This window comes from Geobacillus genomosp. 3 (assembly GCF_000445995.2).
GTDB lineage: Bacteria > Bacillota > Bacilli > Bacillales > Anoxybacillaceae > Geobacillus.
The window spans coordinates 3,299,958-3,320,671 of the sequence record NC_022080.4 but is presented as its reverse complement, the minus strand read 5'-3'; the positions used below and the strand labels follow the sequence as shown (position 1 = coordinate 3,320,671).

Genomic DNA, 20,714 nt, shown 5'->3' with positions numbered 1-20,714 from the left:
GGGAGGTGTACAGCGGTACGCCTTCTCTTTCGCCTCATCATCGAGCGAACGTTCAGTCTTTGTTTTGTAATCGTTTTCTTTATGGAGAAAAGGGGGAGAGGAATGATGGGGAAAGCAGTGATTGTAAGCGGGGTTCGCACCCCGTTCGGAAAATTGGGAGGTTCTTTGCAAGCGCTGTCAGCAGCGGAGCTTGGCGGCATTGCCGTGAAGGAGGCGCTCGCCCGCGCCAATGTGAGCGCCGAACAAGTGGATCATGTCATTTTGGGCACCGTCTTGCAAGGCGGACAAGGGCAGCTCCCGTCGCGCCAGGCGATGCGCCATGCCGGCATCCCGTGGCACGTCCGCACCGAGACGGTGAACAAAGTATGCGCATCCGGCATGCGTGCCGTGACGCTTGCCGATCAGCTCATCCGTTTAGGCGAGGCGGATGTCGTCGTCGCCGGCGGGATGGAATCGATGAGCAACGCCCCGTATGTGCTTCCGAAAGCGCGCTGGGGGCTGCGGATGGGCGACAGCACGGTGAAAGATTTAATGGTGTATGACGGCCTCACGTGCAGCTTCACCGGTGTTCATATGGGCGTCTACGGCGGGAATACGGCGCGTGAGCTTGGCATTACAAGAGAGGCGCAAGACGAATGGGCATACCGCAGCCATATGCGCGCCATTGCCGCCATCGAAGCCGGACGGCTGGCGGAAGAAATCGTGCCGGTTTCGATCCCGCAGCGCAAAGGCGAGCCGCTCATTGTCGAGCACGACGAGGCGCCAAGAAAAGATACGTCACTGGAAAAGCTGGCCAAACTGGCACCGGTATTTGACCCGCAAGGCACGATTACGGCCGGCAACGCCCCGGGCGTCAACGATGGCGCTGCGGCGCTCGTCTTAATGAGCGAAGAGCGCGCCGCCCGGGAAGGGTTCGAACCGCTCGCAACGGTCGTCGCCCACACGGCCATCGCCGTCGAGGCGAAAGATTTCCCGAAAACGCCGGGGCTTGTCATCAACGAACTGCTCCGCAAAACAGGAAAGACCGTTGACGACATTGACTTGTTCGAAGTGAACGAAGCGTTTGCCGCGGTTGCGCTTGCCGCCATTCAAATCGCCGGGCTTGATCCGGAAAAAGTAAACGTCAACGGCGGCGCTGTCGCCCTCGGTCATCCGATCGGCGCGAGCGGGGCGCGCATCATCTTGACGCTCGCCCATGAGTTGAAGCGCCGCGGCGGAGGGCTGGGCATTGCCGCGATTTGCAGCGGCGGCGGTCAAGGCGACGCCATCTTAATCGAAGTATAAAGCATGGCCTGCCGCGTCATCGCGGCCGCGCGCCGTCGAGGCGTGACGCGTCATGCCGCCTGACGGCGTTGTCGCCATACAGGAGGCGGTTTGCTTGGCGGTGGGGCGGCCGCGGTTTTGGAATATGGATGGCCTGCCGCCTCCTTGGGCGCTGCGGCCGCTGGTTTGCGATCTGCGTTGTCCCGGGACGGAGCCAATAAACGAACAAGAGCGTTTGCGAATTTTTCTATATAGGGGGATCGAGTGATGGACGTCAAAACGATTATGGTCGTCGGCGCCGGACAGATGGGGTCAGGCATCGCCCAAGTATGCGCTGTCGCCGGTTATAACGTGCTTTTGTACGATATTAGCGAAGCGCAGCTGGATAAAGGAATGGCGAACATCGAAAAACTGCTCGCCCGTCAGGTGGAAAAAGGGAAAATGGCGGCGGGGGACAAGGACGCGTCGTTGTCGCGGCTTTCCCGTTCCACTCATTTGCATGATGCCGCTAACGCTGATCTTGTCATCGAAGCGGTTGTCGAAAACATGGATGTGAAAACGAAGCTGTTTGCGGAGCTCGACGAAATCGCCCGTTCGGAGACGATCTTAGCCTCGAATACATCGTCGCTCCCGATTACCGAAATCGCAGCGGCGACAAAGCGGCCGGAGAACGTAATCGGCATGCACTTTATGAATCCGGTGCCGGTCATGAAGCTGGTGGAAATTATCCGCGGTTTGGCAACGGCTGATGAGGTATACGAGACGGTTGAGGCGGTCACCCGGACGCTTGGCAAAGTGCCGGTTGAAGTGAATGACTTTCCGGGCTTTATTTCCAACCGTGTTCTTATGCCGATGATTAACGAAGCGATTTATGCCTTGTACGAAGGAGTAGCGACAAAAGAGGCGATTGATGAAGTGATGAAACTTGGCATGAACCATCCGATGGGGCCGCTCACGCTCGCCGACTTTATCGGGCTGGATACGTGCTTGTACATTATGGAAACGCTTCATGAAGGGTTTGGCGATGACAAATACCGCCCATGCCCGCTATTGCGTAAATACGTCAAGGCTGGTTGGCTTGGCCGCAAGACAGGTCGCGGGTTTTACACATACGAATAAGCGGGTAAAGGCAACATTGACGAGCAACAGGACAAAGGGGGATGGCCCGTGCAATTTCGATTTACGGAAGAACAAGAAATGATGCGGCAAATGGTGCGCGAATTCGCAGCGGCGGAAATCGCCCCGTTTGTCGAGCGCATGGAACAAGGGGAATTTCCGCGCCCGATTTTAAACAAAATGGCCGAGCTCGGCCTGATGGGGATCACCGTTCCCGAACCGTACGGCGGCGCAGGCATGGATTTTATTTCCTACATTATCGCCATTCATGAAATTTCGAAAGTAAGCCCGACGGTTGGCGTCATTTTATCGGTGCACACATCAGTCGGGACGAATCCAATTTTGTATTTCGGTACGGAAGAGCAAAAACAAAAGTATGTGACGAAACTTGCCCGCGGCGAGTTTTTAGGGGCGTTTTGCCTCACCGAACCGGGCGCCGGTTCGGACGCGAAAAGCTTAAAGACAAAAGCGGTGCGCCACGGTGATACGTACGTATTGAACGGTTCAAAAATTTTCATTACGAACGGCGGCGAAGCGGATACGTACATCGTGTTCGCCCGCACGAATCCGGAGGAAAAAGGCAGCCGCGGCATTTCCGCGTTTATCGTCGAAAAAGGAACACCGGGGATGGCGATCGGCAAAGATGAGAAAAAAATGGGGTTGCACGGATCGCGAACGGTAACGATTACGTTTGACGACGCTAAAGTGCCGGCGGAAAATTTGCTAGGCCAAGAAGGGGAAGGGTTTAAAATCGCGATGGCGAACCTTGACGTCGGCCGGATCGGCATCGCCGCCCAGGCGCTCGGCATTGCGGAAGCGGCGGTTGAACATGCGGTGGCATACGCGAAAGAACGGGTGCAGTTTGGCAAACCGATTGCCGAGCAGCAAGGCGTCGCCTTCAAGCTCGCCGATATGGCAACGGCGGCGGAGGCGGCGAAATGGCTCGTCTACCGCGCGGCTTGGCTGCGCGCCCAAGGCTTGCCGTGCGGCAAAGAAGCGTCGATGGCCAAACTGTTCGCTTCACAAGCGGCTATGGACAACGCCATCGAGGCGGTGCAAGTGTTCGGCGGCAACGGCTATACGGAAGACTATCCGGTCGAGCGGCTGTTCCGCGACGCGAAAATTACCCAAATTTACGAAGGAACGAGCGAGATCCAACGGATTGTCATCAGCAAACAGCTCACAAAACAATGACCACGCTCATATGGGGACGAGGATTTTATTATAAAAACGGGGGAATGAAGCTATGAATTTCCAACTGAGCGAAGAACATGAAATGCTGCGGAAGATGGTGCGCGAATTTGCCGAAAACGAAGTGGCGCCAACCGCTGCTGAGCGCGATGAGGAAGAACGGTTTGACCGCAGCATTTTCAACAAAATGGCCGAGCTCGGCTTAACGGGCATCCCGTGGCCGGAAGAGTACGGCGGCATCGGCAGCGATTATTTGGCGTATGTCATCGCCGTCGAGGAGCTGTCGCGCGTCTGCGCTTCAACCGGGGTGACGCTCTCCGCCCACATTTCGCTGGCGAGCTGGCCGATTTACAAATTCGGCACCGAAGAGCAAAAGCAAAAGTATTTGCGCGCCTTGGCGACCGGGGAAAAGCTCGGCGCGTACGGGCTGTCCGAGCCGGGGGCGGGGTCTGACGTCGCCTCGATGAAAACGCGCGCCGTCAAAGACGGCGACCATTACGTCCTGAACGGCTCTAAAGTATGGATCACGAACGGCGGCGAAGCGGAAATTTACGTCGTCTTCGCCGTCACCGACCCGGAAAAGCGGCATAAAGGAATCAGCGCCTTCATCGTCGAAAAAGGGACACCCGGCTTTTCGATCGGGAAAAAAGAAAAGAAACTCGGCATCCGTTCGTCGCCGACAACCGAGCTGATTTTCGAAGATTGCCGCATCCCGAAAGAAAACTTGCTTGGCCAAGAAGGGGAAGGATTTAAAATCGCCATGATGACGTTAGATGGCGGCCGCAACGGCATCGCCGCCCAAGCGGTCGGCATTGCCCAAGGGGCGCTCGACGCGGCTGTGGACTATGCGAAACAACGCGTCCAATTTGGGAAACCGATCGCCGAACAGCAAGGAGTTGGTTTTAAGCTCGCCGATATGGCGACAGCCATTGAAGCGGCAAGGCTGCTGACGTATCAGGCGGCATGGCTTGAGTCGAACGGCTTGCCGTATGGCAAAGCATCGGCGATGGCGAAACTGTTTGCCGGCGATACGGCGATGAAAGTGACGGTCGATGCAGTGCAAATTTTCGGCGGCAACGGTTATACGAAAGACTATCCGGTCGAACGATTTATGCGCGATGCCAAAATTACACAAATTTACGAAGGGACACAAGAAATTCAGCGCCTCGTTATCTCGCGCATGCTGACGCGCGATTCATGACAGTGACGAAAGGACCGCGCGCCGTTTCCCCGTTCTGCCGGGCGAATCGCGGTAGCTGTTTCAAGGAGAGCGTGCGGCATCTCCCCGCTCTGATCTGACGCGCGGGTCATGGTAGTTATTTCGGGGATGTGCCGCACAATATTTCAGCCGTTCCACCGCGCGAACGGGAAGCCGGGCGGGGCATCGCCTTGCTGCTAAACGGGAATGGGGGAGAGAAACCGAAATGAAAAAACGGGAAGTGATCGCATCGGTCAAAGACGAAAAACTTGTGAAAAAGCGGCGCAACGAAATGATTAAAGGCGCCATTTCCCTTTTTAAGCAAAAAGGCTTTCACCGGACCACAACGAGGGAAATCGCCAAAGCATCCGGGTTTAGCATCGGTACACTGTATGAGTACATTCGCAAAAAAGAAGATGTCTTGTATTTAGTGTGCGACCGCATTTACGACGAGGTGCGGGAGCGGACCGAACAAGATCTCGGCGATCATCACGGCACGATTGAAGGGTTGCGGCGTGCGATCGCTCATTATTTTCGCGTTGTCGATGAGCTTGACGACGAAGTGCTCGTTATGTACCAAGAATTAAAAGCGCTAAGCAAAGAATCGCTTCCATACGTGCTCAATAAAGAGCTCGATATGACAGCCATTTTCGAGCGTATTTTGCGCACATGTGTCGAAAGCGGGACGTTGCAGCTTTCCGAAAGCGAGATTCGCCTTTTTGCCCACAACATTATCGTGCTCGGGCAAATGTGGGCGTTCCGCCGTTGGGCGCTGCGGAAAATGTATACGCTTGACGAATATATTGAATGGCAGACGGAGTTTTTGTTAAAGGGGATTATGGAGAAACAGCAAGTTTGAACAAAGGGGGAGAGAGAATGGCGCATATTTACCGCCCGAAACACCATGTCCGCTTTGTCACGGCTTCGAGCTTGTTTGACGGCCATGATGCGTCCATCAACATTATGCGCCGCATTTTGCAAGCGAGCGGCGCCGAAGTCGTCCATTTAGGCCATAACCGCTCGGTTGAAGAAATCGTCAACGCCGCCATTCAAGAAGACGTGCAAGGCATTGCCGTCTCGTCTTATCAAGGCGGCCACATGGAATTTTTCAAATATATGTATGACTTGCTGCAAGAGCGGGGGGCATCCCATATCCGCATTTACGGCGGTGGGGGCGGCGTCATTATCCCGCGCGAAATCAAGGAGCTGCACGAGTATGGCATCGCCCGCATTTTCTCGCCGGAAGACGGTCGTCGCTTTGGGTTGCAAGGGATGATTAACATCATGCTTGAAGAATGCGATTTTCCGACCGTCACGGCGGTGACCGATGAAATCGAGCGGCTGGCATCCGGCGATGTGCAAGCTGTCGCCCGGCTCATTACGTTGTGCGAGTACCGCGCTGCGGCGAAGGACGAGGCGGCGGCCGCCGCTGAAGCAGCGATCGCGCAAGTGAAAACGATGGAAAAGCGCGTGCCGGTCCTTGGCATTACCGGCACGGGCGGGGCGGGGAAAAGCTCGCTTACCGATGAACTTGTGCGCCGCTTTTTGAATGAAATCCGTGACATCAAGATCGCCATTTTATCCGTCGACCCGACAAAACAAAAAACGGGTGGGGCGCTGTTAGGCGACCGGATTCGGATGAACGCCATCCATTCGCCGCGCGTCTACATGCGGAGCCTTGCGACACGCCATTCCCGCTCCGAGCTGTCGCCGGCGATCCGTGACGCCATTTCTGTCGTCAAAGCGGCCGGTTTCGATCTCGTCATTGTCGAAACGAGCGGGATCGGCCAAGGCGACGCTGCCATTACGGAAGTGTGCGACGTTTCGATGTATGTGATGACAAGCGAGTTTGGGGCGCCGACGCAGCTTGAGAAAATCGATATGATTGATTACGCCGATTTGATCGCCATTAACAAGTTTGAACGCAAAGGCTCGGAAGATGCAAAACGGCAAGTGCAAAAGCAATATCAGCGAAGCCATCAGCTGTTTGACCGCGACGTGTCGGAAATGCCGGTGTATGGCACGATCGCCAGCCAGTTTAACGATCCGGGGACAAATACGCTCTTTGTTGCGCTTGTCGATACGATCAACCGGAAAACGGGCACGGACTGGAAGACGAGTTTGAAAACGGTCGCCAACGTCGAAAAGCATAACGTCATCATTCCGAACGAGCGCCGCTACTATTTGCGCGAAATCGCGGAGACGGTCCGCTCGTACCACCGCCGTGCCGAGCAGCAAGCCGAGGCCGCCCGCCGCCTGTTTCAGCTCGAAGGGGCGATCGAAGCGGCGAACGAGCGCGGGGAGTCTGACGATGTCATTCGCGCGCTTGAGACGCTCAAAGCCGATTATGAAGCGAAGCTGACACCGGAATCGAAACGCATTTTGGCGACATGGGAAGAAACGAAAGCGAAATATGCGGCCAAACAGTTTGTCACAAAAGTGCGGGACAAAGAAATCGTCACCGAACTGACGACAAAAACGTTGTCCGGTTTGGACATCCCGAAAGTCGTCTTGCCAAAATTTAAAGACTACGGGGAAATTTTGCGCTGGGTGTATAAAGAAAACGTTCCCGGTTCGTTCCCGTATACAGCGGGTGTTTTCCCGTTCAAGCGCCAAGGCGAAGACCCGAAACGGCAATTTGCCGGCGAAGGGACGCCGGAGCGCACCAACCGCCGCTTCCATTACTTATGTAAAGAAGACAAAGCGAAGCGGCTCAGCACGGCGTTTGACTCGGTCACGCTCTACGGTGAAGACCCGGACTACCGGCCGGACATTTTCGGCAAAGTTGGTGAAAGCGGCGTCAGCATCTGTACGCTCGATGATATGAAAAAACTGTACAAAGGGTTTGACTTGTGCGACCCGCTCACATCGGTGTCGATGACGATCAACGGCCCGGCTCCGATTTTGCTGGCGATGTTTATGAACACGGCCATCGACCAACAAGTCGAGAAAAAAGAAGCCGAGCTTGGGCGCCCGCTCACACCGGAAGAGTATGAACAAGTGAAAGCGTATACACTGCAAACGGTGCGCGGCACGGTGCAAGCTGATATTTTAAAAGAAGATCAAGGGCAAAATACGTGCATTTTTTCGACCGATTTCGCCTTAAAAATGATGGGCGACATTCAAGAGTATTTCATCAAGCACCGCGTCCGCAACTATTATTCGGTGTCGATTTCCGGCTATCATATCGCCGAGGCGGGGGCCAATCCGATCACGCAATTGGCGTTTACGCTCGCCAACGGCTTTACGTACGTCGAATATTATTTGAGCCGCGGCATGCATATTGATGATTTCGCGCCGAACTTGTCGTTTTTCTTCAGCAACGGCCTCGATCCGGAATATTCGGTCATCGGCCGCGTCGCCCGCCGCATTTGGGCCGTCGTCATGCGCGAAAAATACGGCGCCAACGAACGGAGCCAAAAGCTGAAATACCATATTCAAACGTCCGGCCGTTCGCTTCACGCCCAAGAAATCGATTTTAACGACATCCGCACGACGCTGCAGGCGCTGTTGGCGATTTACGACAACTGCAATTCGCTCCATACAAACGCCTATGACGAAGCGATCACGACACCGACCGAGGAGTCGGTCCGGCGGGCGATGGCGATCCAGCTTATTATTACAAAAGAGTTTGGCTTGGCGAAAAACGAAAATCCGCTTCAAGGATCGTTCATTATCGAAGAACTGACGGACTTGGTGGAAGAAGCGGTGTTGCAAGAGTTCGAACGGTTGAACGACCGCGGCGGCGTGCTCGGGGCGATGGAAATGCAGTACCAGCGCGGAAAAATTCAAGACGAGTCGCTCTACTACGAAACGAAAAAACATACCGGGGAACTGCCGATTATCGGCGTGAATACGTTCTTGAACCCGAACCCGCCATCGGAAGAAGAATTGAACAATCTCGAGCTCGCCCGGGCAACGTATGAAGAAAAAGAGCTGCAAATTCACAATTTGCGCGAATTCCAGGCGCGGAACAAAGACAAAGCCGGCCTGGCGCTCGAGCGCTTAAAACAAGTAGCGACGAGCGGCGGCAACATTTTCGAAGAGTTGATGGAAACGGTAAAAGTCGCCAGCCTCGGGCAAATCACCCGCGCGTTGTACGAAGTCGGCGGCCAATACCGGCGGAATATGTAGGAAAAAGCGTTCCGTCGTTCGCCTCCGCCAGCGGTGGTGCCCGCCCCTTTGACCGGCACTATGCGGCCGCGTTATGCTTGCCCGCCCGCCTGGGCCAACACGGAAACCTTTCGAAGAAGGGAACGGCCTTGACGGGATGAATCTGTCGGAAAGAGGGCTGCCCCCGCCACGGGGCGGCTCTCTTTTTGCTTTTTTCGCTAAATAGCTAGCATAAACGCCGGCAATTTGTTTATAATGAATGGTATGTATTCCACTTGCATTCATTTGTTTCATTATATAGAAGGGGAGTGCTGAATTTGAGCCTGCAGCAGCAATACTCGCCAGAGGAATTGCAGGAGATGTCGTTCGTCGAGTTGGCGAACCTCATTTTGCTTGATAAGCGGGAGGCGCTGCCGTTTGACCAAATCGTCCGCGAAGTAGCGGCATTGACTGGCGCGGCGGAGGACGACATCGCCGCGCGGCTTGCCCAGTATTACACGGATTTAAATATCGACGGACGGTTTATTTGCGTCGGGGAAAACGTATGGGGGTTGCGCGCGTGGTATCCGTTTGACCAGACGGAAGACGAAACGGTGACGATTGTCAAGCCGAAAAAGAAGAAAAAAGCGCTTGATGACGAATACGACGATTATGAAGGACTGCTTGACGAAGAAGATCTCGATTATGACGACTTGGATGAATACGATGAGGAAGAGCTTGAGATCGACGACGAAGAGCTGCTCGAAGATGAGGAGTTCGACCTTGACGAAGATGTCGATTTTGAGGACGACGTTCTCGAGGAGGAAGAATTTGAATTGGACGAAGAGCCGCTTGACGAAGAGATTGATCTTGAGGAGCCGGAGGAGGACGAATAACCGCTTGACTTCGCCGGGGGAACTCGGTACAATGTGTGTTGGGCTCTTGAAAAACGGACGAATCGAATTATCGCTCCCTTACGGATGGTAAGCGGAGCGTTTTTTATTTGCGCCTTTCGCAAACACTGAAACTGTTACTGTAATTTCGGCAAGGGGGAAGACATGATGACAAAGTACATTTTTGTGACGGGCGGTGTCGTTTCTTCGCTAGGAAAAGGAATTACGGCTGCGTCGCTCGGGCGGCTATTGAAAAACCGCGGCTTGAACGTGACGATCCAAAAATTTGACCCGTATATTAACGTCGACCCGGGAACGATGAGCCCGTATCAGCACGGCGAAGTGTTCGTCACCGATGACGGCGCAGAAACGGATTTGGATTTAGGGCATTATGAGCGGTTCATCGATATTAATTTGAACAAATACAGCAACGTCACGACCGGAAAAGTGTATTCCGCCGTCATCCGCAAAGAGCGGCGCGGCGATTACTTAGGCGGTACGGTGCAAGTCATTCCGCATATTACAAATGAAATTAAAGAGCGCGTCTTCCGCGCCGGAAAGGAAACGAACGCCGATGTCGTCATTACCGAGATTGGCGGCACAGTCGGTGACATCGAATCGCTTCCGTTTCTAGAGGCCATTCGCCAAATCAAAAGCGATGTCGGACGTGAAAATGTCATGTACATTCATTGCACGCTCGTGCCGTACATTAAAGTGGCCGGGGAAATGAAAACGAAGCCGACGCAGCATAGTGTGAAAGAACTGCGCAGCCTCGGCATTCAGCCGAACATCATCGTCGTGCGCACAGAAATGCCGATGCCGCAAGAAATGAAAGACAAAATCGCCCTCTTTTGCGACATCGACCCGAAAGCGGTCATTGAATCGCGCGATGCGGATACGCTGTACGCCGTGCCGCTCATGCTACAAGAACAAAAGCTCGACCAAATCGTTTGCGAACATTTGCGCCTCAACTGCCGCGAAGCGGATATGACGGAATGGAAAGCGCTCGTTGAGAAAGTGCGCAACTTATCGAAAACGACGAAAATCGCCCTCGTCGGCAAATATGTCGAACTGCCGGACGCCTACATCTCGGTCGTCGAAGCGCTCCGCCATGCCGGCTATGCGTTTGATACGGACATTGACATCCAATGGGTCAATGCGGAACATGTGACGCGCGACAATGTGGAGGAGTTGCTGAAAGACGCCGATGGCATTCTCGTCCCGGGCGGATTTGGCGACCGCGGCGTCGAAGGAAAAATTGAAGCGATCCGCTATGCCCGTGAACAGCGCGTGCCGTTTTTAGGCATTTGTCTAGGGATGCAGCTCGCTTCGATCGAGTTCGCCCGTCATGTTGTGGGCCTCGCTAATGCCCATTCGGCCGAGTTTGATCCGAATACGCCGCACCCGATCATCGACTTGCTTCCGGAACAAAAAGATGTCGAAGACTTAGGCGGCACGCTTCGCCTCGGTTTGTATCCGTGCAAGCTGCAGGAAGGGACGCTCGCTTACGCCGCGTACAGCGATGAGGTCATTTACGAGCGCCATCGCCATCGATATGAGTTCAACAATCAATACCGTCATCTGATGGAAGAGCATGGCTTTGTCTTCTCCGGTACGAGTCCGGACGGGCGGCTTGTGGAGATCATCGAGCTGAAAGACCATCCGTGGTTTGTCGCCGCGCAATTCCATCCGGAGTTTACTTCGCGCCCGACACGGCCGCAGCCGCTGTTCCGCGAGTTTATTAAAGCGTCATTAAAACAGTAACACGAAACGGTGTCCGACGAACGGACACCGTTTTTTAACGGCTTCATCCGACAGGTGCGCACGTTTTCAAAGCGGCTGTTATCGATACTCCTCCAAAATTTCGTCAAGCAAAACAAGCAGCCCGTAGTAGATGAACGAAGCGGCAACGACTGTCGGCATGGCGATGCGGCGGCCGTCTTCCGTCGGGACGAGCGGCCGGGACAGTTTGCTGTCGATATGGACGGCGGCGACATCCGCCAACCTTGGTTCGCCTTTGACGAGCGTTGAGACGGCGACCGTATCGACACCATGCGCTTGCAGCTGTTCAACGAGGCGAACCGCCTCTTCGTCGTTAGAAAAGCGGGTGAACACAAGTGCTCGATCCCTTTCGTTCCAATCATCAGCCATCCCCGGTTTGAGGCGCGTCGCTTTTGGCAGCGGATCCGGGCCGAGAAGCGCAGCCGTGACGACCGCATCCAGCTCGCCTGTCCCATACAGCCAGATGCATCCGTCGCCCATGACCGCTTGGGCGAGCAGACGTGCCCCATCCTCAAGCGCCAATTCTTCGTCGGCCGCGATTTTTTGCAGCATCCCGATCATTTGTGTCGTCAAAATTTTCATTGTTCGGCCTCCTTTCGCCGTTATTATACAAAACATGCAAATGGAAAGAAAAGCAAGCAGGAAATACGTTCGGGAAATGCGAAACATTAATAGGGAGAAAAAAGGAATAGAGGTGTATAACCGTGGGAAACAAAATTTTAATTGTCGACGACCAGTACGGCATCCGCATTTTGTTAAACGAGGTGTTTCAACGCGAAGGGTATGAGACATACCAGGCGGCCAACGGCATGCAGGCGTTGGAAATCGTCCGCAAACACCACCCTGACCTTGTACTTCTCGATATGAAAATCCCTGGTATGGACGGCATCGAAATTTTGAAGCGGCTCAAAGACATTGACCCGGATATTAAAGTGATCATCATGACCGCGTATGGAGAACTCGATATGATCCAAGAAACAAAAGAGCTCGGAGCGCTGATGCATTTTGCCAAGCCGTTTGATATTGATGATTTGCGCGCCGCCGTCAAAAAACATATTTCGTTGTAAAAGTTCTTTTTTCACTGCCTGTGCAACTTTAGCAGAATAAAGGAGGGAAATGTTGCTGTTTTGCCGGCAAGTTGGTATGCTTATAACGTAGATGTATTTTGCGCCTGTGGGCCTACGTTCCGCCATGGCGACAAAGACGACGATCAGCTAAGGAGGATGTAACCATGCCGTTAGTATCGATGAAGGAGATGCTTAACGAGGCGCTGCGCGGCAAATACGCGGTCGGCCAATTTAACATTAACAACTTAGAGTGGACGCAAGCGATTTTAGCGGCGGCTGAAGAGGAAAAATCGCCGGTCATTCTCGGCGTTTCCGAAGGGGCGGCCCGCTATATGGGCGGATTTAAAACGGTCGTCAACATGGTGAAGGGCTTAATGGAAGACATGAACATTACTGTTCCAGTCGCCATTCACCTCGACCATGGCTCGAGCTTTGAAAAATGTAAAGCGGCAATTGACGCCGGGTTCACCTCGGTCATGATTGACGCCTCCCACCACCCGTTTGAAGAGAACGTCCGCATCACCTCGCAAGTCGTTGAATATGCCCATGCGCGCGGCGTCTCGGTTGAAGCCGAGCTTGGCATCGTCGGCGGACAAGAAGACGACGTCGTCGGCGAAGGCGTCATTTACGCCGACCCGAAAGAGTGTGAAGAGCTCGTGAAACGGACAGGCATCGACTGCCTCGCCCCGGCGCTCGGTTCGGTGCACGGTCCGTACAAAGGGGAGCCGAAGCTCGGATTTGCCGAAATGGAACAAATTCGTGACATGACTGGCATTCCGCTTGTGCTTCACGGCGGCACCGGCATTCCGACTGAGCAAATCCAGCGCGCGATTTCCCTTGGCACATCGAAAATTAACGTCAATACCGAAAACCAAATCGCCTTTACGAAAGTCGTTCGCGAGCTGCTCGCGAAAGACCCGGACGTTTATGACCCGCGCAAAATTATCGGCCCGGGCCGCGAAGCGATCAAAGCGACGGTTATCGGCAAAATGCGTGAGTTCGGTTCATCCGGAAAAGCCGCACAATAACAAGCAACCGGCAAGATCGGCCTGGCAGGCGGCTTTCAGTCGCCGCCCGGGCTTGTCTGCCTGCATCCAAATAACGACAAGGAGGGTTACATCATGAAATTTTTTATCGATACAGCAAATTTGGAAGAAATTAAACAAGCCCATGAACTCGGCGTTTTGGCCGGTGTCACAACCAATCCAAGCTTAGTGGCGAAAGAAAACGTCTCGTTCCACGACCGGTTGCGCGAAATTACATCCATCGTCTCCGGTTCAGTCAGTGCCGAAGTCATTTCCACCGATGCGGCCGGCATGATCGAAGAAGGCGAAGAGTTGGCGAAAATCGCCCCAAACATTACGATTAAAGTGCCGATGACACCGGAAGGCTTAAAAGCGGTGAAAACGTTCAGCGAAAAAGGCATTAAAACGAACGTTACGCTCGTGTTTACCGCCAACCAGGCGCTGTTGGCTGCGCGCGCGGGCGCGACGTACGTTTCTCCGTTCCTCGGCCGCCTCGATGATATCGGCCATAACGGCTTAGAGCTCATTTCCACAATCGCGGATATTTTCAACATTCATGGCATCGAGACAGAAATTATTGCAGCTTCAATCCGCCACCCGCACCATGTGACAGAAGCGGCGTTGCGCGGGGCGCATATTGCCACCGTACCGTACAAAGTGCTGATGCAGTTGTTTAACCATCCGCTCACTGACCAAGGGATCGAGAAGTTTCTCGCTGACTGGAATCGGCAACAATGAAAATAGGCTGTTTGCCTCCTAGGTTAAGCGGGCTCACCCCGGCGCGTTCGGGCCGGGGGGATGAGCCCGCCTGACCGCTTTCTTGTCCCTGGGGGTGAAGCCAACTTCCGAGCAAAGAAGGGAGACGACGATGGATAAAATCAAAATCATCGGCGGGGATCGGCTGCGGGGAACGATCAAAGTAAGCGGAGCCAAAAACAGTGCGGTCGCCTTGATTCCGGCGGCGATTTTGGCCGAGTCGCCGGTGACGATCGAAGGGTTGCCGGACATTTCCGATGTGCGTATTTTAGGAAGCCTGATCGAGGAAATCGGCGGTTCGTTTTCGTTTGATGGCAAAGAGGCGGTCATTGACCCGACGAACATGGTTTCCATGCCGCTTCCGAACGGAAAAGTGAAAAAGCTGCGCGCCTCGTACTATTTGATGGGGGCGATGCTCGGCCGGTTCAAAAAAGCGGTCGTCGGTTTGCCGGGCGGCTGTCATCTCGGACCGCGCCCGATCGATCAGCACATCAAAGGGTTTGAAGCGCTTGGCGCAACAGTGACGAACGAGCAGGGCGCCATCTATTTGCGCGCCGAGGAACTCCGCGGAGCCCGCATTTTTTTGGACGTCGTCAGCGTCGGCGCGACGATCAACATCATGCTGGCGGCGGTGCGCGCCAAAGGGCGGACGATTATTGAAAACGCCGCGAAAGAGCCGGAAATCATTGATGTGGCGACATTGCTCTCCAACATGGGGGCGAAAATCAAAGGCGCGGGCACCGATGTCATCCGTATCGACGGCGTCGAAAAATTATCGGGCTGCCGCCACGCCATCATCCCGGACCGCATTGAAGCCGGCACGTACATGATTGCCGCCGCGGCGATCGGCAGCGAAGTCGTCATCGACAACGTCATCCCGCAGCACGTCGAATCATTGACGGCCAAACTGCGCGAAATGGGTGTGCACGTCGAGACGGGTGAAGATCAAATTTGGATCTGCGGCTCCGACGTTTTGAAAGCGGTTGACGTCAAAACGCTCGTCTACCCTGGTTTCCCGACCGATTTGCAGCAGCCGTTTACCGCGCTATTGACGAAAGCGAACGGCACGAGTGTTGTCACCGATACGATTTACAGCGCGCGCTTCAAACATATCGACGAATTGCGACGCATGAACGCGAATGTAAAAGTCGAAGGCCGTTCCGCCATTGTCACCGGTCCGGTCAGGCTGCAAGGAGCAAAAGTGAAAGCGAGCGACTTGCGCGCCGGAGCGGCGCTCGTTGTCGCCGGGCTCATGGCAGAAGGAGTGACGGAGATTACCGGCGTCGAACATATTGACCGCGGCTACAGCGGGTTAGTCGAAAAGCTGTCTGCGATCGGCGCCACGATTTGGCGCGAAAAAATGACCGATGAAGAAATCGAGCAGGTGAAAAACGCCTGACGTTTGGCAGATAACAGGGGAAGGGGAGAATAACGATGGAACGAAGCTTGTCGATGGAACTCGTGCGCGTCACGGAAGCAGCGGCGCTCGCTGCGGCCCGCTGGATGGGGCGCGGAAAAAAGAATGAGGCCGATGACGCAGCGACATCGGCGATGCGCGATGTGTTTGACACGGTGCCGATGAAAGGGACGGTTGTCATCGGTGAAGGGGAAATGGATGAAGCGCCGATGCTTTATATTGGGGAGAAGCTTGGCAACGGCTACGGTCCGCGCGTCGATGTCGCTGTCGACCCGCTTGAGGGGACGAACATCGTCGCCTCCGGCGGTTGGAACGCCCTTGCTGTCGTCGCTGTCGCCGATCACGGCCATTTGCTTCATGCGCCCGATATGTACATGGACAAAATCGCCGTCGGCCCGGAGGCGGTTGGCCTGATCGATATCGAAGCGCCGATCATCGACAATTTAAAAGCGGTGGCGAAAGCGAAAAACAAAGATATCGAAGACGTCGTCGCCATCGTTCTCAATCGCCCGCGCCACGAGCGGCTCATCCAAGAGCTGCGTGAAGCCGGCGCGCGCATTAAACTCATTAATGACGGCGATGTTGCGGCCGCCATTAACACCGCGTTTGACCATACCGGCGTCGACATTTTATTCGGCTCCGGCGGCGCACCGGAAGGGGTGCTTGCGGCGGTCGCCTTAAAATGCCTTGGCGGTGAGCTGCAAGGAAAACTGTTGCCGCAAAACGAGGCCGAGCTCGAGCGCTGCAAGAAAATGGGCATTGACGTCAACAAAGTGTTGCGCATGGATGACTTGGTGAAAGGGGACGATGCCATTTTCGCCGCCACCGGCGTCACAGACGGTGAATTGCTGCGCGGCGTGCAGCTCAAAGGATCGTACGGCCTCACCCACTCGGTCGTCATGCGCGCCAAATCCGGCACCGTCCGCTTCATTGAGGGACGGCATAGCCTGAAGAAAAAACCGAATTTGGTCATTAAGTAAGAAGTCCGGCCGACCGGCGGAAACGTAAACACGGCTCATCAAAACGAAACGGGGCCATCTGGCGCCCTTTCTGCTCATCCGGCTTGGCGGCGCCGGCAGCCATGGCCGCCGCCTTGTCTGGAAAAAGAAAAAAAGATTGATTAAAAAACGGAGAAAAGGGTAAAATAGTCGTGTTACTTATGCAGAAATAAGCTCTGCCATTCTACTTCATTTCAGCCTTCATTACCTTCTTATATGAATGATCCCTTCGCCTGTCGAACGATGCCCGAACAAAAACGATGGGAGAATAGGAAACTTTGCAAAGTGTGGTGTCGAAATGGAATTAACGTTAGCGGCTTTAGAAAACATGAAGCTCAAAGAGCTGTACGAGCTCGCCAAACAATACAAAATTTCTTATTACAGCAAGTTGACGAAAAAAGAGCTTATTTTTGCCATTTTGAAAGCGCGTGCCGAACAAGATGGCCTCTCGTTCATGGAAGGCATCCTCGAAATCATTCCGTCGGAAGGATTTGGCTTTTTGCGTCCGGTTGGTTATTCCCCGAGCTCGGAAGACATTTACATTTCCGCTTCCCAAATCCGCCGTTTTGACTTGCGCAATGGGGATAAAGTGTCCGGCAAAGTGCGGAGGCCGAAAGAGAACGAGCGCTACTTCGGCTTGCTTCATGTTGAAGCGGTCAACGGCGAAGACCCGGAAATCGCCAAGGAGCGTGTTCATTTTCCAGGATTGACGCCGCTTTATCCGAACCGGCAAATGAAGCTTGAAACAACCCCGGACAAGCTGTCGACCCGCATCATCGACTTGATTGCCCCGGTCGGCTTCGGTCAGCGCGGATTGATCGTCGCGCCGCCGAAAGCCGGGAAAACGATGTTGCTGAAAGAAATTGCCAACAGCATTACGACGAACCATCCGGATGTTGAGTTGATCGTCTTGCTCATTGACGAGCGGCCGGAAGAAGTGACCGACATTGAGCGGTCAGTGCAGGGCGAAGTCGTCAGCTCGACGTTTGACGAGGTGCCGGAAAATCATATCCGTGTGTCCGAACTCGTCTTAGAGCGGGCGATGCGGCTTGTCGAACATAAGCGCGATGTTGTCATTTTAATGGACAGCATTACGCGTCTTGCCCGCGCGTACAACTTGGTCATTCCGCCGAGCGGACGCACGCTCTCGGGCGGGATTGATCCGGCGGCGTTCCATCGGCCGAAGCGGTTTTTCGGTGCGGCACGCAACATCGAGGAAGGCGGCAGCTTGACGATTTTGGCGACCGCCCTCATCGAGACGGGGTCACGCATGGATGACGTCATTTATGAAGAGTTTAAAGGCACGGGCAATATGGAGCTCCACCTCGACCGCTCGCTCGCCGAGCGCCGCATTTTTCCGGCCATCGACATCCGCCGTTCCGGGACGCGCAAAGAGGAACTGCTCATTCCGAAAGAACATCTGGACAAGCTGTGGGCGATTCGCAAAACAATGGCCGATTCACCGGACTTCATCGAACGGTTTTTAAACAAACTGCGCCGCACAAAATCCAATGAAGAGTTTTTCGTCATGCTTGACCAAGAATGGAGAAGCGGCGGACCGCTTCGTTTATAACAAGTTGGCGGAATTTGTCGGGAATCGCCCGTTGCAAATCAGCGGAAAAGCTGTTATAATCTTAACATGTGTGTTTTAGCCAGCGCTTATGTGTTCACACGATGAACCGTCTGTACCGGCCGGGCTGCTCTCGTGAAGCCCCGGCTGTTCCATGCGCGGCGCTTCGCCATAAGGGCGGAAGCGTCTTGGGCATCGAGCCCGCACGAACGAATAACTCTGTTTCGATGAAGATACAGGGCGGAAGGAGATGAAAACGATGAAACAAGGGATCCATCCAGCGTACAAAAAAGTGATCGTCCGCTGCGCATGCGGAAACGAGTTCGAAAGCGGTTCGGTCAAAGACGAGCTGCGCGTCGAGATTTGCTCGGAATGCCATCCGTTCTTTACGGGCAAACAAAAATTCGTTTCGGCAGCGGGCCGCGTCGATAAATTTAATAAAAAATACGGCCTTAAGTAAAAAAGAACGGACGAAAGCAGGCAAGCGCACCGCTTGCCTGCTTTTTCGTGTGCGCCCGGCATGGGTGCAGTCTATAGGGTGAAAGTCCCGAACTGCGAAGGCAGAAGTAGCAGTTAGCTTAACGCAAGGGTGTCTGCGGCGACGCAGAATCTGAAGGAAGCGGGCGGCAAACTTCCGGTCTGAGGAACACGAACTTCATAAGAGGCTGGGTATCATTGGGTGAGTTTGCACGACAAAACGAAGCCCTTTCTGCCGAAGGTGATACCGAGTAAATGAAGCAGATAGATGGAAGGAAAGACTGCACTCTTACCCGGGGAGGTCTGTCCGGGAAGCCAAGTGCGCTTGGCAACCGTTGGAGCGATCCAACGCTGAACGGACAGAAGTCAGCAGAGGTCATAGTACCCGTCTAGCTTAAGGTAGAAGGGGAAGGACCGAACCATGAAGGAGAACGGCCACTAGGCGTTCATCTTCTTTGATGAAGCAGACAACCCGAAAGGGCCTGCTTGAGGGAGGAAATGGTGAAGTCCATGGGGGACCTCAAGAGGGTGGAGAAGAAGATGGCACAAATAGAACGGATCGTTCACGTAGAGAGGAAGAATCGGAATGTGGATGAAACAGGTACTGTCACGGGAGAATCTCCTGCGAGCACTCAAACAAGTGGAAAAGAATAAAGGGTCCCATGGAACCGATGGAATGTCCGTCAAAGACCTGCGAAGACACCTCGTGGAACATTGGGACGTGATACGGCGCGCTTTGGAAGAAGGGACCTACGAACCTTGCCCGGTCCGACGGGTCGAAATCCCGAAACCGAACGGAGGAGTCAGGTTACTAGGAATCCCGACCGTGACAGACCGGTTCATCCAACAGGCCATCGCCCAAGTGCTCACGCCGATCTTTGACCCATCCTTTTCGGAACACAGCTACGGGTTTCGTCCCGGTCGAAGAGGACACGACGCGGTGAAAAAGGCGAAGCAGTATATTCAGGAAGGATATACATGGGTGGTAGATATCGACTTGGAAAAGTTCTTTGATCGAGTCAACCATGACAAACTGATGGGGATATTAGCGAAACGAATTCCAGACAAAATCCTCCTAAAGTTGATACGGAAGTATCTACAGGCAGGGGTCATGATCAACGGGGTGGTCATGGAAACACAAGAGGGGACTCCACAAGGAGGGCCGCTCAGTCCACTTTTGTCCAACATTCTCTTGGATGAGCTGGACAAAGAATTGGAAAAACGAGGGCACAAATTTGTACGGTATGCGGATGACTGCAATATCTACGTAAGGACGAAGAAGGCCGGGGAACGGGTGATGAAATCGATCACGGCATTCATTGAAAAGAAACTCCGGCTGAAAGTCAATGAAACCAAATCGGCAGTGGATCGACCGTGGAGGAGAAAATTCCTCGGTTTTAGCTTCACCCCAAATAAGGAGCCAAAAATCCGGATCGCAAAGGAAAGTATTCGGCGCATGAAGCAAAGGATACGCACCATGACGAGTCGATCGAAACCGATTCCCATGCCCGAGCGAATCGAACAGCTCAACCAGTACATTCTGGGATGGTGTGGATACTTCTCGTTAGCAGAGACTCCAAGTGTGTTCAAAGAACTAGATGGATGGATTCGACGAAGGCTGCGCATGTGCCAATGGAAAGAGTGGAAACTTCCGAGAACCAGAGTCCGAAAACTGCAAAGTTTAGGAGTGCCCAAGCGGAAAGCATATGAATGGGGAAACACTCGGAAGAAATATTGGAGAGTGGCCGCTAGTCCCATCTTGCATAAAGCCCTTGGCAACTCCTATTGGGAGAGCCAAGGGCTGAAGAGTCTTTATCAACGATATGAATCTCTGCGTCAGACTTAATGGAACCGCCGTATACCGAACGG

The 20,714-nt window shown here is 54.0% G+C and carries 17 protein-coding genes; 16 read left to right on the top strand and 1 reads right to left on the bottom strand.

Going from position 1 to position 20,714, the window contains the following annotated elements; genetic code table 11:
- Window positions 1-105 precede the first annotated feature (105 nt).
- From M493_RS16555 to M493_RS16520, 8 genes are all read left to right on the top strand, one after another.
- The gene (locus tag M493_RS16555) at window positions 106-1,284 is read left to right on the top strand and encodes an acetyl-CoA C-acetyltransferase (RefSeq protein WP_020961540.1); all 1,179 of its coding nucleotides are present in this window, start codon (window positions 106-108) and stop codon (window positions 1,282-1,284) included.
- Between the two features lie 246 nt (window positions 1,285-1,530).
- On the top strand, window positions 1,531-2,382 hold the full coding sequence (locus tag M493_RS16550) for a 3-hydroxybutyryl-CoA dehydrogenase (protein WP_020961539.1): 852 nt from the start codon (window positions 1,531-1,533) through the stop codon (window positions 2,380-2,382).
- Window positions 2,383-2,430: 48 nt separating this feature from the next.
- Entirely contained in the window at window positions 2,431-3,573 is a 1,143-nt protein-coding gene (locus M493_RS16545; protein ID WP_020961538.1) for an acyl-CoA dehydrogenase, read from the top strand.
- Between the two features lie 52 nt (window positions 3,574-3,625).
- On the top strand, window positions 3,626-4,771 hold the full coding sequence (locus M493_RS16540; protein ID WP_020961537.1) for an acyl-CoA dehydrogenase: 1,146 nt from the start codon (window positions 3,626-3,628) through the stop codon (window positions 4,769-4,771).
- 223 nt (window positions 4,772-4,994) lie between these two features.
- Window positions 4,995-5,627: a TetR/AcrR family transcriptional regulator gene (locus M493_RS16535; protein ID WP_020961536.1), complete on the top strand. Its 633-nt coding sequence runs from the start codon at window positions 4,995-4,997 to the stop codon at window positions 5,625-5,627.
- Between the two features lie 17 nt (window positions 5,628-5,644).
- Window positions 5,645-8,902, top strand: coding sequence for a fused isobutyryl-CoA mutase/GTPase IcmF (gene icmF, locus M493_RS16530; RefSeq protein WP_020961535.1), 3,258 nt, complete (start codon window positions 5,645-5,647; stop codon window positions 8,900-8,902).
- Between the two features lie 296 nt (window positions 8,903-9,198).
- Window positions 9,199-9,756: a DNA-directed RNA polymerase subunit delta gene (gene rpoE / locus M493_RS16525; RefSeq protein WP_020961534.1), complete on the top strand. Its 558-nt coding sequence runs from the start codon at window positions 9,199-9,201 to the stop codon at window positions 9,754-9,756.
- A 165-nt stretch (window positions 9,757-9,921) separates the two neighbouring features.
- Window positions 9,922-11,517 carry a CTP synthase gene (locus tag M493_RS16520; RefSeq protein WP_020961533.1) on the top strand — a complete coding sequence of 532 codons (1,596 nt, stop codon included), beginning with the start codon at window positions 9,922-9,924 and terminating at the stop codon, window positions 11,515-11,517.
- 78 nt (window positions 11,518-11,595) lie between these two features.
- Here M493_RS16520 and M493_RS16515 read toward each other — a convergent pair whose 3' ends face one another.
- The gene (locus M493_RS16515) at window positions 11,596-12,117 is read right to left on the bottom strand and encodes a DUF2529 domain-containing protein (protein WP_020961532.1); all 522 of its coding nucleotides are present in this window, start codon (window positions 12,115-12,117) and stop codon (window positions 11,596-11,598) included.
- Window positions 12,118-12,239: 122 nt separating this feature from the next.
- On the opposite strand from M493_RS16515, the gene M493_RS16510 reads away from it, so the two are divergent.
- From M493_RS16510 to ltrA, 8 genes are all read left to right on the top strand, one after another.
- A complete protein-coding gene (locus M493_RS16510) occupies window positions 12,240-12,602 on the top strand; it encodes a response regulator (RefSeq protein WP_020961531.1) in 363 nt (120 codons plus the stop codon).
- A gap of 164 nt (window positions 12,603-12,766) precedes the next feature.
- The gene (locus tag M493_RS16505; RefSeq protein ID WP_020961530.1) at window positions 12,767-13,630 is read left to right on the top strand and encodes a class II fructose-bisphosphate aldolase; all 864 of its coding nucleotides are present in this window, start codon (window positions 12,767-12,769) and stop codon (window positions 13,628-13,630) included.
- Between the two features lie 93 nt (window positions 13,631-13,723).
- Entirely contained in the window at window positions 13,724-14,365 is a 642-nt protein-coding gene (gene fsa, locus M493_RS16500; protein WP_020961529.1) for a fructose-6-phosphate aldolase, read from the top strand.
- Between the two features lie 130 nt (window positions 14,366-14,495).
- On the top strand, window positions 14,496-15,782 hold the full coding sequence (locus M493_RS16495; RefSeq protein ID WP_020961528.1) for a UDP-N-acetylglucosamine 1-carboxyvinyltransferase: 1,287 nt from the start codon (window positions 14,496-14,498) through the stop codon (window positions 15,780-15,782).
- Window positions 15,783-15,817: 35 nt separating this feature from the next.
- Complete coding sequence (gene glpX / locus M493_RS16490; protein ID WP_020961527.1) at window positions 15,818-16,780, top strand: class II fructose-bisphosphatase; 963 nt, start codon at window positions 15,818-15,820, stop codon at window positions 16,778-16,780.
- Between the two features lie 316 nt (window positions 16,781-17,096).
- Window positions 17,097-18,371 (top strand): transcription termination factor Rho, encoded by a 1,275-nt coding sequence (gene rho / locus M493_RS16485; RefSeq protein WP_020961525.1) that lies wholly within the window; start codon window positions 17,097-17,099, stop codon window positions 18,369-18,371.
- Between the two features lie 256 nt (window positions 18,372-18,627).
- The gene (rpmE, locus tag M493_RS16480; RefSeq protein ID WP_008880715.1) at window positions 18,628-18,828 is read left to right on the top strand and encodes a 50S ribosomal protein L31; all 201 of its coding nucleotides are present in this window, start codon (window positions 18,628-18,630) and stop codon (window positions 18,826-18,828) included.
- A gap of 603 nt (window positions 18,829-19,431) precedes the next feature.
- On the top strand, window positions 19,432-20,691 hold the full coding sequence (gene ltrA, locus M493_RS16475; RefSeq protein WP_020961418.1) for a group II intron reverse transcriptase/maturase: 1,260 nt from the start codon (window positions 19,432-19,434) through the stop codon (window positions 20,689-20,691).
- The last annotated feature ends 23 nt before the right edge of the window (window positions 20,692-20,714 follow it).

Coding starts and splice junctions, on each gene's coding strand:
- rho (WP_020961525.1), top strand. CDS start 17,097: ATGGAATTAACGTTAGCGGCTTTAGAAAACATGAAGCTCAAAGAGCTG.
- M493_RS16535 (WP_020961536.1), top strand. CDS start 4,995: ATGAAAAAACGGGAAGTGATCGCATCGGTCAAAGACGAAAAACTTGTG.
- M493_RS16540 (WP_020961537.1), top strand. CDS start 3,626: ATGAATTTCCAACTGAGCGAAGAACATGAAATGCTGCGGAAGATGGTG.
- icmF (WP_020961535.1), top strand. CDS start 5,645: ATGGCGCATATTTACCGCCCGAAACACCATGTCCGCTTTGTCACGGCT.
- M493_RS16555 (WP_020961540.1), top strand. CDS start 106: ATGGGGAAAGCAGTGATTGTAAGCGGGGTTCGCACCCCGTTCGGAAAA.
- fsa (WP_020961529.1), top strand. CDS start 13,724: ATGAAATTTTTTATCGATACAGCAAATTTGGAAGAAATTAAACAAGCC.
- M493_RS16515 (WP_020961532.1), bottom strand. CDS start 12,117: ATGAAAATTTTGACGACACAAATGATCGGGATGCTGCAAAAAATCGCG.
- M493_RS16495 (WP_020961528.1), top strand. CDS start 14,496: ATGGATAAAATCAAAATCATCGGCGGGGATCGGCTGCGGGGAACGATC.
- rpmE (WP_008880715.1), top strand. CDS start 18,628: ATGAAACAAGGGATCCATCCAGCGTACAAAAAAGTGATCGTCCGCTGC.
- glpX (WP_020961527.1), top strand. CDS start 15,818: ATGGAACGAAGCTTGTCGATGGAACTCGTGCGCGTCACGGAAGCAGCG.
- M493_RS16550 (WP_020961539.1), top strand. CDS start 1,531: ATGGACGTCAAAACGATTATGGTCGTCGGCGCCGGACAGATGGGGTCA.
- M493_RS16520 (WP_020961533.1), top strand. CDS start 9,922: ATGACAAAGTACATTTTTGTGACGGGCGGTGTCGTTTCTTCGCTAGGA.
- ltrA (WP_020961418.1), top strand. CDS start 19,432: ATGTGGATGAAACAGGTACTGTCACGGGAGAATCTCCTGCGAGCACTC.
- M493_RS16505 (WP_020961530.1), top strand. CDS start 12,767: ATGCCGTTAGTATCGATGAAGGAGATGCTTAACGAGGCGCTGCGCGGC.